The sequence below is a fragment of the Parasphingomonas puruogangriensis genome, assembly GCF_036663635.1.
GTDB lineage: Bacteria > Pseudomonadota > Alphaproteobacteria > Sphingomonadales > Sphingomonadaceae > Sphingomonas.
The window spans coordinates 284,954-298,278 of the sequence record NZ_JAXOJI010000001.1 but is presented as its reverse complement, the minus strand read 5'-3'; the positions used below and the strand labels follow the sequence as shown (position 1 = coordinate 298,278).

The 13,325-nt window shown below is 65.8% G+C and carries 10 protein-coding genes; 1 reads left to right on the top strand and 9 read right to left on the bottom strand.

The features are described from left to right. Nucleotides 1-6 precede the first annotated feature (6 nt). From U1739_RS01465 to U1739_RS01430, 8 genes are all read right to left on the bottom strand, one after another. Entirely contained in the window at nt 7-1,851 is a 1,845-nt protein-coding gene (locus U1739_RS01465) for an amidohydrolase (protein ID WP_332703276.1), read from the bottom strand. 95 nt (nt 1,852-1,946) lie between these two features. Further along, the gene (locus U1739_RS01460) at nt 1,947-2,213 is read right to left on the bottom strand and encodes a DUF1427 family protein (protein ID WP_332703274.1); all 267 of its coding nucleotides are present in this window, start codon (nt 2,211-2,213) and stop codon (nt 1,947-1,949) included. 33 nt (nt 2,214-2,246) lie between these two features. Then, nucleotides 2,247-3,089 (bottom strand): alpha/beta fold hydrolase, encoded by an 843-nt coding sequence (locus U1739_RS01455; protein ID WP_332704820.1) that lies wholly within the window; start codon nt 3,087-3,089, stop codon nt 2,247-2,249. A 159-nt stretch (nt 3,090-3,248) separates the two neighbouring features. Next, the gene (locus U1739_RS01450; RefSeq protein WP_332703272.1) at nt 3,249-3,908 is read right to left on the bottom strand and encodes a hydrolase; all 660 of its coding nucleotides are present in this window, start codon (nt 3,906-3,908) and stop codon (nt 3,249-3,251) included. 204 nt (nt 3,909-4,112) lie between these two features. Continuing rightward, complete coding sequence (locus U1739_RS01445; protein ID WP_332703270.1) at nt 4,113-5,129, bottom strand: FecR family protein; 1,017 nt, start codon at nt 5,127-5,129, stop codon at nt 4,113-4,115. After that, nucleotides 5,126-5,659 (bottom strand): RNA polymerase sigma factor, encoded by a 534-nt coding sequence (locus U1739_RS01440; protein ID WP_332703268.1) that lies wholly within the window; start codon nt 5,657-5,659, stop codon nt 5,126-5,128. Before U1739_RS01440 ends, U1739_RS01445 begins: the two co-directional genes overlap by 4 nt. A gap of 129 nt (nt 5,660-5,788) precedes the next feature. Further along, entirely contained in the window at nt 5,789-8,851 is a 3,063-nt protein-coding gene (locus U1739_RS01435) for a TonB-dependent receptor plug domain-containing protein (RefSeq protein WP_332703265.1), read from the bottom strand. Nucleotides 8,852-9,210: 359 nt separating this feature from the next. Continuing rightward, nucleotides 9,211-10,131 carry a SapC family protein gene (locus tag U1739_RS01430; RefSeq protein WP_332703263.1) on the bottom strand — a complete coding sequence of 307 codons (921 nt, stop codon included), beginning with the start codon at nt 10,129-10,131 and terminating at the stop codon, nt 9,211-9,213. A 468-nt stretch (nt 10,132-10,599) separates the two neighbouring features. Between U1739_RS01430 and U1739_RS01425 the strand changes: the two genes are divergently transcribed. After that, entirely contained in the window at nt 10,600-11,649 is a 1,050-nt protein-coding gene (locus U1739_RS01425; RefSeq protein WP_332703261.1) for a capsular polysaccharide export protein, LipB/KpsS family, read from the top strand. 162 nt (nt 11,650-11,811) lie between these two features. Here the strand turns inward: U1739_RS01425 and uxuA are convergent, their stop codons facing one another. Next, complete coding sequence (gene uxuA / locus U1739_RS01420; RefSeq protein ID WP_332703259.1) at nt 11,812-12,981, bottom strand: mannonate dehydratase; 1,170 nt, start codon at nt 12,979-12,981, stop codon at nt 11,812-11,814. Nucleotides 12,982-13,325: the final 344 nt, after the last annotated feature.

Here is a 13,325-nt window from a genome sequence, read left to right as displayed (position 1 = left end):
GTGTGATCAGACGGCCCAGCAGCCGCACCCAAACGACCCCCAGAAGCTCTGGACATCGGCGACCGGCACCGCGCGCCCCAGCGCCGCAGCATGGTCATGGCCATGGACCGAACAGCCGCTGGCGCAGCCGCACGCGCTCGCCAGCTTGGCCGAAGCCTCGGGCGTGCGATGATAGCCGCCAAAGGTCGCCACCGGCGACCAGTCGGGCATCGGTCGCGGCAGCGCCGGGGCGAGCGGAGCATAGTCGCCTTCGCCGAACACCACTTGGCCGCCCAGGATCGTCAGGACCGCGCGAAGGTGCGGGATGTCGCTCTCCGGCACGGTGAAATAGTCGGCCGACAGCAGCGCCAGATCGGCCAGCTGACCCGCCTTGATCTGCCCCTTCTTGCCCACCTCGCTGGAGAACCACGTATTCTCGTGCGTCCACATCGCCAGCGCCTTCTCCCGGCTGACCCGATTGGTGCCAGGGTACAGGCCCAGGCCGCCGACCGTCCGGCCGGTCACCAGCCAGTTGAGCGACACCCAGGGATTATAGCTCGCCACCCGCGTCGCGTCCGTGCCGGCGCCGACGTGCAGCCCCGCAGCCAGCATCTTGGCGATCGGCGGCGTGCGTTCGGCCGCCTTGGCGCCGTAGCGCTCGACGAAATACTCGCCCTGATAGGCCATGCGGTGCTGCACCGCGATCCCGCCGCCGAGCGCGGCGATGCGATCGATGTTGCGGTCGCTGATCGTCTCGGCATGATCGAAGAACCAGTTGATCCCATCGAACGGAATATCGCGCGCGACCTTCTCGTACACGTCGAGCGCGCGGCCGATCGTCTGGTCGTAGGTCGCGTGCAGCCGCCACGGCCATTTATGCTCGGCAAGCAGGCGGATGACCGGCTCGAGGTCACCCTCCATGCTAGCCGGCATGTCCGGCCGCTCGACCCGGAAATCCTCGAAATCGGCGGCGGAATAGACCAGCATCTCGCCCGCGCCATTGTGGCGATAGGTATCGTCGCCCTGCCCCGGCGTGACTTGGCGGACCCAGCCCTGAAAGTCGGCCAGCTCCTCCTTGGGCTTCTGCGTGAACAGATTGTAGCTGATGCGCAGCGTGAGCTGACCATCGGCGTGCAGCTTCTCGATGATCTCGTAATCGTCGGGATAATTCTGGAACCCGCCGCCCGCGTCGATCACCCCGGTAACCCCGAGCGAATTCATCTCGCGCATGAAATGGCGCGTCGAGTTGAGCTGATAGTCGGGCGGCAGCTTCGGCCCCTTGGCCAGCGTCGAATACAGGATCGTCGCGTTCGGCTGGGCGAGCAGCAGCCCGGTCGGGTTGCCCGCCGCGTCGCGGACGATCTCGCCGCCGGGCGGGTTGGGCGTGTCCTTGGTATAGCCCACCACGCGCAGCGCGGCGGCATTGAGCAAAGCGCGATCATAGAGGTGCAGGATGAACACCGGCGTGTCCGGCGCGACCGCGTTCAGCTCGGCGATCGTCGGCAGGCGCTTCTCGGCGAACTGATGTTCGGTGAACCCGCCGACGACGCGCACCCATTGCGGCGCGGGCGTCTTGTCGACCTGACGCTTTAGCATTGCCATCGCATCGGCCAGGCTCGGCACCCCGTCCCAGCGCAATTCCATATTGTAGTTCAGCCCGCCGCGGATGACATGCATGTGGCTGTCGATCAGGCCGGGGATGATGCGGCGGCCCTTCGCATCGATCACCTGCGCCTGGGGCGCGGCAGCGCGAACCTCCTGTTCGCTGCCGACGGCGAGGAACTTGCCGTCGCGGATGGCGATCGCCTGCGCTTGCGGGTTTTCGCGATCGAGCGTGGTCACCTTCGCATTGACGAGGATCAGGTCGGTCATGATCGGTTTCCTTGTGGCGGCGGACAGGGGACGGGCAAACAAAGACGTCGCGGCTGCCGCGGCCGCGCCGGCTAGCGTGTCGCGCCGGGTTGGGGTCATGCCGTGTCTCGCCGCGACGCGGTGGCCGACCGATCGCCGGGCAACCGCCCCAGCACCGGCGCGGCGCAGGTGCGCGCGACGGAGGCGGCGACCGGTTCGCCGGCCCATATCCGCCGCGCGATCGGCACGATCTGCTCACCCAGCAGGATACCGAGCAGGCCGATCAACGCGATCGCCGGTGGCGCCGGCGATTTGACGCCGAGGAGGCTGTAGATGCCGCCGACCAGCAGGCCGGCGGCGAGTGCGATCAGATAGGGTTTCATCGCGACAACCTCCTCGTGCGCCAGGCTTCGGGATCAGCCGCGGATGAAGGCGAGCAGATCGGCGTTGAGGACATCCGCGTTCACGGTCAGCATGCCGTGCGAATAGCCCTTATAGACCTTCTTGGTGGCGTTCGGCAGCAACGTGGCCTGCAGTTCCACAGCATTCTTGTACGGCACGACCTGATCGTCATCGCCCTGCATCACCAGCGTCGGCACCTTGATCGCCTTCAGATCGTCGGTCTGATCGGTTTCGGAGAACGCCTTGATCCCGGCATAATGCGCCAGCGCGCTGCCGGTCATGCCCTGCCGCCACCAATTGTCGATCACCGGCACCATCACCGTCGCGCCGGGGCGGTTGAAGCCATAGAACGGGCCGGCGGCGACATCGCGGAAGAATTGCGCGCGATTGGCGGCAAGCGCACTGCGGAAGCCGTCGAACACCGACATCGGCAGGCCGCCGGGATAGCGCTCGGTCTTGAGCATGATCGGCGGCACCGAACTGACCAATACGGCTTTGGCGACGCGGCCCTGCGGCTGGCCGAACTTGGCGACATAGCGCGCCACTTCGCCACCGCCGGTCGAATGGCCGATATGCACGGCGTTCTTCAGGTTAAGATGCTCGGCGACGGCCGAGGCGTCCGATGCATAATGGTCCATGTCGTGCCCGGTATCGACCTGCGCCGAACGACCATGACCGCGGCGATCGTGCGCCACGACGCGGTAGCCCTTGTTCAGGAAGAACAGCATCTGCGCGTCCCAGTCGTCCGACGACAGCGGCCAGCCGTGATGGAACACGATCGGCTGGGCATCCTTGGGGCCCCAATCCTTGAAGAAGATGTCCGTGCCGTCCTTGGTCTTGACGAATCCGCTGCTCATGTTGGTAACTCCGTTGGGTTTGTGATGGTTGGCTTGGGCGAAGGTCATGGCGGGCAGCAGCGTCGTCGCAGCCGCACCGGCTGAGGCGAGCATGACGGCCCGACGGGATAATTCGATGGTCAGATCTGGCATGATGGTCCCCCTGTCGTGTGGGCTGGTTCAGCCATGGGCCTCGGACGCGCCGAACATCGTCTTGGCGTAGGTCACGCCAAGCCCGTAGGCGCCGCCCCATTTCTTCGCAATTCCGGTGGTCGATTCGTAGGTTTCGGTGCGCGCCCAGTCGCGCTGCAGCTCGAGCAGATATTGCAGCGACGTCATCGGCTTGGCGCCGAGCTGGATCATCCGCTGCACCGCACGCTCGTGCGCTTCGATCGAAACGTCGCCGCAGGCATCGGCGATGAAATAGCAGTCGAACCCCTGGTCGATCGCGGACGCCACCGGGCCGACGATGCAGACGCTGGTCCACAGACCGGCAAACACGATCCGCTCCTTGCCGATGCGGTTGACCTCCTCGATCACCGCGGCGTCTTCCCACGTGTTCATCGACGTGCGGTCCAGCATCGGCTGGTGATCGAACGCCTCGACGATCTCGTCGAACATCGGGCCCGAAAAGCTTTTCTCGGCAACGGTGGTCAGGATCGTCGACACGCCGAACGAGTGGGCGGCGCGGCTGACAAGCGCGGCGTTATTGCGCAGCAGTTCGGCCGAGATCGATTTGGTGGCGAAGGCCATTTGCGACTGGAAGTCGATCAGGATCAGCGTGTGGTCGCTCGGCGAGATGAGGGACTTTCCAGGGGTCGGGGTTGCGGTGATCGGCACAGTGGGTCTCCTTCAAGGCGTCGGTAGCGATGACGTTGACTTTAAGAATTTCCACATGCGCAAATAGCCGGATTAAATCGGCGCCGACGTTCGATGAAGTTGAAAGGCCGCTCTATCGGCACGCGTCGCCGTTAGCGGCCGACCGCACCGTTTCCAAAGCGTCGTAAGGGGTTGGCAGTGGCGCGGCGTACGGCCAGGCGAAGGCTAGCGCCGTTTGCGCAATTCGAGCCGCGTCGGCGTCGCCCTGACGACGCGCAGCGACAGTAATTCGGACACCGTCCGCGCAAACCGTTGTGGATCGCGAAGGCGAAATTGACCCGACACGCGTAGCCTGCCCACGGCCGGGTCCGTGATCACGAGCTTCACGGTGCTGCCCGCATTGATCGTCTCCGCCGCGGCGGCCAACGTGACATCGTCGAACTGGGCCAGATCGCCTCCCGCGCCGTCGCCGGCGGCGATGAGCATGATCGTGTCGCGCCTACCGGCCCGGGCGACCAGTTGCTGGCCCGGGCTGAGAGTAGTCGCGTGGCCGGCCCGATCGTCGATGCGAACGCTGCCCTCGTACAGCGACACCGTCAAAGCGTCCTGTTGGATCGCGACCTTGAAGCGGGTGCCCACATCCACGATCGTCCTGTCCCCGGCCGTAACGGCGAACGGCCGCGCAGCGTCGTGAACGACGGCGAAGACGGCATCGCCCCGATCGAGCGCCACCTGGCGCCGGCGGCCGGAAAGATCGACCCGGGCACGCGCCTCCGATCCGAGCGTCATGTGCGTGCCGTCGGCCAGTACGACGTCGCGGATCGCGCCGCGTGGCGAAGCATAGGTTCGCTCGGTCGATGACGGTCCAGTCGCGGCAGCGATCTGGTCGCTGTCGGACGGAGGTTGGCTCAGGTGCACGCCGCCAGCGACCGCCACGATCAGCGCGACGGCCGCGGCGACCGACCGCCACCCTCCGGGTAAGCGGCTCCTACCGGGTGGCGCGACGTCTGCCAGCGCCGCCTCGCGTAGCGCAGCGAATGCCGGATCGTCGGCATCGTCGAACAGATCCCAGGCGGCGTCGACGGCGGCCCAGGCGGCGCGGTTCGCCTCGCTTTGCGCGAGCCAATCCTCGAACAGGCCTGCTTCGACGGGCGCTCCCTGATCCTGCTGGACCATCCATAAAGCGGCCCCCTCGGCGGGCGTGAGCGTCGCGAGACGCGCCTTGGTGACGGCAATCGTCATGGCATGTCCCTTAGCGCTGCCAAATGCGCAACGGCGCGGACCATGTGCTTCTCCACCGCGCTGACCGACAAGCCGAGACGCTTGCCGATGTCGATGTACCGCATGCCCTCCAGACGGCGCAGCACGAAGATCGTGCGCGTGCGTTCGGGCAACGCCTGCAGCGCCGTTAGTGCCGCTTTCAGCGCCTCCCGTCCGGCCAGAATGCGGTCTGAGCCGATTTGGGGCTCACCCATGCTTTCGGGGTCGAACTCGACATGCGCGTCTTCATGCCGAACGGTGCGCCGGCGCTGGCGGTCGGCCAGCACGCTGGCGGCGACCTGGAACAGGTACCCCCGCAAATGGTCGATATCGTCGGTTGCGCCGCGCGTCGACAGGCGCGCAAATACCTCTTGCACCAGATCCGGCACATCATCCTGCTGCCGCACCCTGCGCCGGAAATATCCGGTCAGCGGCGCGCGCAATGCTTCGAGCGCTACGCCGCGCGCGTGATCGTCATCTGAGTCGAAGGGGGATGAGTCCACGATCGGCATGTGCGCGATCGGACCGCCAAACGCCAGCCTCGGCGATCCGGCCATGGAGCGCAATGGCCCGGCGCAGCGACTGTCATGCGTTCTCATCGATAGGCAGGACGCATGCTGCGGGGAAATCCACACGACGCATCAAAAGCCCGCGCCAATCGTCAACTCGAAGCGTCGCCGTCGCGGATCGGCATAGCTGCTATAGTCGCCCGGCGCGTTCACGACGGTGGCAGGACGTTGGTCGAGAACGTCTTGGATGCCGAACCGGATGTCCAGCGTGCGTGCGCGGCCCATCAGCCCTTGGCCCGGCAGTACCATCCGATACTCGACGCCCATATCGACTGAAGCTTGCGCCGGCACACGATCGCCCCCCTGCAAGCGAACGTCCTCGTCGAAGAGATCGCGAAGATATTCGAGCGCGCTGGTGATCCGGTAGCTTCCGGTAAATTGCCCGTCTACGGACAACGACCATGGGCCCTTGCTCCAGCGCGCACCGGCATTGCCGCGGATGGCGAGTGCGCCATCGATGGCGTTGCGATAATCGCGATCGGGCATTCCGAAGCCGATCACTTGCTTGAAATACGGTTGCCAGGTTGCCGCGGCGGACAGGTCGACCGCGCCCGCCCGCGCCGTCGGAATGTTGAGGTCGAGGCGTCCATTCAGCGTGTCGATCGTCGTCGAGCCGGTCTGAAGGCTTCCCGTATCTACCACGGCAATGCGGCCACCGGTGTAGCCGAGCGCGATATCCGCTGGCGTGAGAGGAAGGCGGATCACCCGATCGGGGTACAACTCCTCGTTGGCGATGAAAAAATCGCTATTGCCAGCAAGGCTGTTCACGCTCTCGCGCTCGTTGGTGATGTGGATATAGTCGAGCGAGAGGCGCAAGCGCCCCATTAGGGCGGGCTGCACGACGATTCCGGCCGAGATGCTCCGCGCACGCTCCGGTACCGGGTGCAGCGGCCCGCCCAATATCTGGTCGAAAGAATATAACGAGCGCTGATTGCCCCTTTTGGGATCGGGCAATAGCGACAGGCTGGAGGTTACGCGCCGCGACAAGCCCAGCACGGTGAGTGGCTGTTCGCCGGTCGAAACGCTGCCGCGGAGCATGACGCCAGCGACGGGCGATACCTTCAAGCCGGCGGTGTAGACGGTGCCCGCAACACGCACGGTCCGTGTCCCCGCGCCGGCCACCGTATCGAGCGGCGCGCGCGTATTGGAACGATCATGCCGCACCGCCAGCTGCAGCTCGAGACCGCGCAAGAAACGCCGGTCGGAATGCTCGCTAAAGAGAGGAGCACGCAATTCCCCGTAGAAGGACTGCGTGCCTTGCGAAAATTCGGGCAACGGCGTCGGGCCGATATCGGCGAGCAGGGCCGAGGATTGGGTCGCGATCCCGCCCGCGACATGCTCGGCCCGCTGCTCGGCAAGTAGGGTCGCGGTGAGATCGCCACCTTCCAGCCGGACCAAGGGTCCCGCGACCCGTAACGTGGCGTCGGAAAAGCGGTTGGTCTGCTCGAACGTTCGGCTGTCCGGGCCGAACAGGCCATCAAAGGAGCCGGTATAGGCCGAGTAATCGCCAAGCGGGTTGCGCGGTTTGCCGCTAGCGTCGCGCTGCGAGAAATAGCTGATCAGCCCGGGCAACGTGAAATATCGGCCCCGCCCATCGAGGCTGCGCCGCGCCGACCCGAAGCTGTAATCCGCGCTCGCGCGCCAGCGCCGGGGAAGGTCCAGGATCACACCGCCGGTCGATCGCGTCACATCGTCGCGAAAGTCGTAATCGTGCCGCAGGTCCGGGTCGGCCGAATAGACCGTGACGGCCTGGGTGAAGGGATTGCCGGGATCGTCGGCGGCAAGAATGGTGCCGACATTCGCGTATGACACCACCGCATGACCCTTGTTCGTCAAGCGCAGGAAATCGGCGAACAGCTCGATCGGACCGGATCGGTGACGCACACTCGCGATGATCGAACGGGTACGCCGCCCCGACAGCAACGAAGCCCCGCCCCCGCCGGCGTTGGCGCTGGGCGTCGTATCCAGCATACCCGCATGCTTGGTCAGTTCCTGCGCCAGGGCCGATGCGGAACGGCCATCGGCCGGTGCGGCATAGCTGTACGGCGATCCCAGCGCCGCGCCGCCATAGCTCGGCTTGAACGTCAGCGGCCTGCCGTCCTGCGATACGACGTTGAGCGAGGACGATGCTGGGACAGCGTATGACGCGATATAGGATGGGTCGTTGGCGAAGGTGCGTGCATTGGCGCGCGCCAGATAATCCCGCTCGCCTGCCGCAAGGCCGGCAAAGTCGGATGCCGACAGGCCGAGCATGACCTCGGTCCGGCCATGGTCCGGCGTGAACCCCAGCCGGGCATCGACCCTCCGGTAAGGCGCATCGCCGCGCGCGGTAACACCGTTGGTTACCGCGATGCTGGCGCCGCGATAGTCGCGCCGCAACACCAGATTGACGACGCCGGCATTGGCACCTGGACCGTAGATCCCGCCCGCCGTCGCGGTGATTGCCTCGACCCGGTCGATCGCCTCGGGCGAGATCGCGTTCACGTCGGATTGCAGGAAGCCGACAATCTCATTCGCCATCTGCGGCAGGCGTCGCCCGTCGACCAGGATGAGTGTCTGCGCCGTGCCAAGCCCAAAAAGATTGATCGACGACGCCGTCTCGCCATATGCCGCCGCCCCTTGCTGTGACAGCGTCGCCCCTTGCGCATTGGCCGGCAGCCGTTTGGCGGCGAGCTCCTCGACGGTGGCGACATGCGATGCCGCGATCTGCTGCCTGGTGACGACTTGATACGGTCTGACGTCATTGTCCGTGCGACGGATATCCGCGTTCTGGGTTCGGCGCCCAATGACCAGGATTTCGGGAATTGCTTCCGGCGCGGCCTCCGCCGCGATCGCAGTTTTCACCACGACGTAGCTTCCTTCGGCCGTCCGGCGGAACGTCAGGCCGGAACCCGCCAGCACGAGGTTCAAGGCGCGCGCCGCGTCGAAGCGTCCGGAAACCGCGGGTGCGGTACGGCCGGCGAGCATGTCTGGCGAGAAGAGGAGCTCGATGCCGAACCGTTGCGCGATGGCCTGCAGGCTTTGCGCCAACGGCTGCAATGGCAAACTTACGCGAACCCCGCCCGGTGGCGCAGCAGCAGCGACAGCAGGCACCAGCAGCGCAGCAGCGCCAAGGAGGCCGATCCGTTGTTGCATGATCTCCCCCGTGACAGCGCCCCGCGGCGATGCGCGGCGCGCAATCCATAGAACATCCTGCGCCGTACCGATGCGGTTTTTTGCGGCATCTGCGTCACGCCGCGGAATCGGCTGGCGCCGCACGTGGGCGTCGAGTGCCATTACAGCTCACCCGGAAGCTGCGCGGGGACGGCTTGCTGCAACCCTGCAGGTCACTCTCGCGCGACGCCGCATGCACACGGCATGGAAAGCGGCAAAGCTGGCAGTCGCTTAGCCCACCAACGTCGAGACGCGACCCGCATACGGTGCGACGGACGGGGAAGCTTGCCTGCATACCGCGGTAACGATGGTAACGAAACGATGCACGCGGATAGCCCGCGTCAAGCAACCGGCTCGATGTGCGCAAGTGGAGCACCGGCCCCAGGCCGTGTCGCGTCGGCGCCGGAAGTCTCGGTCTCATCCCGAAACGCCTGGCGCCGGGCGAGCGCGCCAAAACGATCCAGCGACGCCAGATGGAAATGAATGGGGGCAAGCCAGCCCTTTGCGTGCCACTCGACGATGGTCGGTCCGTCGAGCTTCACGAACCTGCGCTCGTCGACGACCCGCAAGCCGGTGAGCCCCAGATTGCGTCCGTTGTTCAGCACCAGCTGCGCCTGGCGCTCGACCAGGAGCTCGCGCGCCTCCAGCGCCTTGACGAATTCGATGGTGCTGTCGGCCTGCAGCCGGAACGCCTCGCAAAAAGCGAGGGCCGATTGGGTCGTGGGGCTCGGGCTGCCCTCGACAAACATTGGTTCGCCCTCCTCCCCGTCCACGCGCAGCAACGCGCTTGCGGGATCGATCGCCAGCACGTGCCGGTCGTCCGGTGTGCGCAGCAGGGCAAAGGGATGGCGGCGGATATACGCCGGGACATAAGCCTCGCTCGGCCGTGCGGCGGGGCCACCGGTCGCGACCTGCTCCGCATCCCAGGCGCCGTTGCTCACGAAGAGATTGGCGCGCTCCAGGCCCAGCAGCGCCATGGGCGACGGATCGGTCGCCGAGAACACGATGGGATAGGTTCGCGCAACGGCGGCGAACTCGGCCAGAAGAACCGGAACGAAGGGCGTATCGCTGGCATGGCCAAAGTCGCCCTTTGCGATGCGCCATCGGCCGTGCAACTCCGCCGTCAACGGCACCAGCATATGGGCCGTGTCGTCTTGGGCAGTCTGTGACGTTGTGGAGGTATCGGCCATGTCTTCCCGTCGATCAATTTGGCGCTGAACTGTAGAGCGGTCGGCGGGCAGCATGTCGACTGACGTCGCCATCATTGTCGCCCGGCCCGACCTTACGTAGCCGATGTATCCCATGGCTCGGCTGGTGTTTTTACGGGCGGCGCTGCGACATTTTTGGCGGCAACGGATGCAGTGAAAGTTTGGCGGCAACGGATGCAGTGAAAGCCATGGCCGCGCTACTGGCTGGCGCATGCGCTAGCGCTCGAGATTTTTCGCGCGGCCTAGTAAAACGACGAGCCGTGGATCCCGCCAAGTGCGCAATAACGGCGGCGAGCACGGTGCTCACGACTCCAGGTGGGCATGTCGAGGTCAAGCGCTTCAGAGATTGAACCGGCACAGGCGATCCTTCGTGCGCCGCCGTTTCCTGGCGCCAGGCCGCTCGGCGGACCGCGCCGGCGCCGGCACGGTGCTGCCCCAGTCCGCTCCGCCCGCGACATCCTGGCGATCTGCCAAGCAGTGGAGCAAGCTCAGGTCGGGGGTGCTTTCTGGGCCAAACCTCCCGTGCTTCCGCGCGTCGCCGTGCTCGTGCGCGTCCCGCCGGAACTTCGCGACCCTCTCCTGTCGGAGATCGTGCGGCATGAGCAGGCGCGCGGCATGTTGCTCTCCTTCCCTGCTGGAAAACCGCGGCAGCGGGCGGCAGGCCCGATCGGCGCCCACCATCTGGTGGGAGATTATGATGCCTGGTCGCTCATCGCGCGCGCCGAGCGCATCATTGCCGCACCGGATGATGAGCTTGCGCTGCTCGCCGCGGCGAGCGAGCGCCACGTTCATGACGCGGCCACCGGCCTGTCCGTCGACCTCCAGGAAGCCCGCCACCGCTTCGTCCAAGCGGTCGATGCCTTTAACTATGTCGATCCGTTCGATGGCAGAGAGATCGACGTCGTCGGCTGGATCTCCATTCTCGCGCGCTGGCGCGTCGAGATCGACAGCAATCGGTCCATTGCCAGTGTTGCCGGTATCCGGCGTTGGAAGAGCCACACACTCCGGCAGCTGCTATGGTCCGATCAATCGCCGACGCTAGGGTCGTCCAAGGTTGCGGGAACGCCGATCGGCAAATCGATCGCGCTGTGGCCCTCGCGCGCACCGCGGGGCCTTCTCCAGCATGCCGCTGACGCTAGTGTCGACATCACTCGTATCGAGGATGGCTTCATTCGCTCGCTGGGCTTGGGCACGCTGCTCGTCCCGCCCTGCTCGATCGTCGTGGACCGATTGGGCATCTACTACGACCCGTCGCAATCCAGCGATCTCGAACAGATCCTGTCGGACACGGTATTTTCGCCAGCGCTGTTGCGGCGGGCGGACGCGCTGATCCGCGCGCTGGTGCAGGGCGGCGTGACCAAATATGCCGCCGGCGCCGCTGCCGCCATCGCCCTCCCAGCAGCGTCGCGGCGCATTCTGGTACCCGGCCAAGTCGAGGACGATCAGTCGGTCCGGCTTGGCGCTGCCGGGGTGGTGGGCAATCTCGACCTGCTGCGTCGGGCGCGCCGCGAACAACACCATCGTGGTTTATCATTATCGCGCGCGAGCATTCCCGCGCAGGCAGGTTTTTAATGCTGCAGCGACGTCCATCCGATATCCACCACCGCTGCCGTCCTTCTGTCGGGGGATAAGCGACTGCTCTAACGCACCAAGCAGCGCCTTTTGAAGATCATACGCAGTGCTGGATTTACTTCGATCATCAGCGCCGCCGCGCTGGCAGTTCGAGTGCGCGGGTCATGCCATCCCTCCCGCCATATGCGCGATGCCGCGCTCCAGGCCGCGCAACTCGGCCAACCCGCGCATCCGCCCGATCAGCGAATAGCCCGGATTGGTCGCCCGGCCGAGATCGTCGAGCAGCTGATGGCCGTGATCGGGCCGCATCGGGATGCTGCGCGCTTCCCGCACCGAGAGGCGGTGCACCGCCGCCATCACCGCCGCCATCCCGGCATCGCCCTCAAGGTGCGCCGCTTCGTGGAACGCGCCGTCGGCCTCGCGTTGGACCGAACGCAGATGGAGGAAGCCGATCCGGTCGCCCAGCCGATCGACCATGCCGGGCAGATCATTGTCCGCGCGCACGCCAAACGATCCGGTGCACATACACAACCCGTTGGAGCGATTGGGCACGCGCGCGAACAGCTCGGCGACATCCGCCTCGGTGCTGACGACGCGCGGCAGGCCGAAGATCGGAAAGGGCGGATCGTCCGGATGCACCACCAGCCGGATGCCCAGTTCGTCCGCCAGCGGGCACACCGCCTGCAGGAAGGCAACGTGATGGTCGCGCAGCCGCGCCGCATCCAAATCGGCATAGGTCTCGATCGCGCGCAGGAAGGCGGGCGAGGTGAACCCTTCCTCGCTGCCGGGCAGACCAGCGATGATTGTGCGTTCCAGCTTGGTCCGCGCGGCATCGTCCATCGCCGCGTAGCGCACTGCCGCCGCTTCCCGGATCGCTTCGTCATAGCTGTCGGCCGCGCCCGGACGCTGCAGGATGAACAGATCGTACGCCGCGACGGCCACCGCCTCGAAGCGCAGTGCGCGCGCGCTGTCGGGCAATTCCCAGCCGAGATCGGTGCGCGTCCAATCGAGCAGCGGCATAAAATTATAGGTCACCACCGTGATGCCACAGGCAGCCAGGTTGATGAGGCTCTGCCGATAATGATCGATCAGCCGATCCCAATCGCTGGATCGGGTCTTCAGCCCTTCGGCCACCGGGAGGCTCTCGACCACCGTCCAAGCAAGTTCCGCTGCCTGCACCATGGCCTTGCGCGCGGCGATCGCCCCCCGCTCCCATATCGCTCCATTAGGCACCTCGTGCAGCGCGGTGACCACCTCGGTGGCGCCGGCCTGCCTTATGCCCTGCAGCGACACGGGGTCGTTGGGCCCGAACCAGCGCATCGTCTGCGTCATCAACACGTGCGTATCTGCCTTCCTCAATCACTTGGCCGTTCCGTCGCGTGGCGCGCAGCAGGCTTCACGAGGTCCCCGCCGTCAGCAGATCGAGCCCGGTCAGTGCTGCCAATAGCGGGTCATACCCCAGGCAACGCACGCGGCCCGATCCGGTCGCAACAAGCGCAGGCCGATCCGCCTCTTCACCATCTGTTATGCCCTTCGCCCTAGGAGCAAGTGAAGGGAGAGCTGATTTGACCGACGCGCCAACTCGCGGAGTGGCCGCTCGACGGTCTCGGGATGCCTTGGTGGCACTGCTTGCCGCGGCGGTTGTGAGCCTTTTTTGCGCGCATTTTCAAGCCTAC

What these genes read in the sequence shown, in the direction of transcription:
- U1739_RS01435 (WP_332703265.1), bottom strand. Translation starts at nt 8,851, where the DNA reads ATGCAACAACGGATCGGCCTCCTTGGCGCTGCTGCGCTGCTGGTGCCT.
- U1739_RS01460 (WP_332703274.1), bottom strand. Translation starts at nt 2,213, where the DNA reads ATGAAACCCTATCTGATCGCACTCGCCGCCGGCCTGCTGGTCGGCGGC.
- U1739_RS01430 (WP_332703263.1), bottom strand. Translation starts at nt 10,131, where the DNA reads ATGGCGACGTCAGTCGACATGCTGCCCGCCGACCGCTCTACAGTTCAG.
- uxuA (WP_332703259.1), bottom strand. Translation starts at nt 12,981, where the DNA reads ATGACGCAGACGATGCGCTGGTTCGGGCCCAACGACCCCGTGTCGCTG.
- U1739_RS01445 (WP_332703270.1), bottom strand. Translation starts at nt 5,129, where the DNA reads ATGACGATTGCCGTCACCAAGGCGCGTCTCGCGACGCTCACGCCCGCC.
- U1739_RS01455 (WP_332704820.1), bottom strand. Translation starts at nt 3,089, where the DNA reads ATGAGCAGCGGATTCGTCAAGACCAAGGACGGCACGGACATCTTCTTC.
- U1739_RS01440 (WP_332703268.1), bottom strand. Translation starts at nt 5,659, where the DNA reads ATGCCGATCGTGGACTCATCCCCCTTCGACTCAGATGACGATCACGCG.
- U1739_RS01465 (WP_332703276.1), bottom strand. Translation starts at nt 1,851, where the DNA reads ATGACCGACCTGATCCTCGTCAATGCGAAGGTGACCACGCTCGATCGC.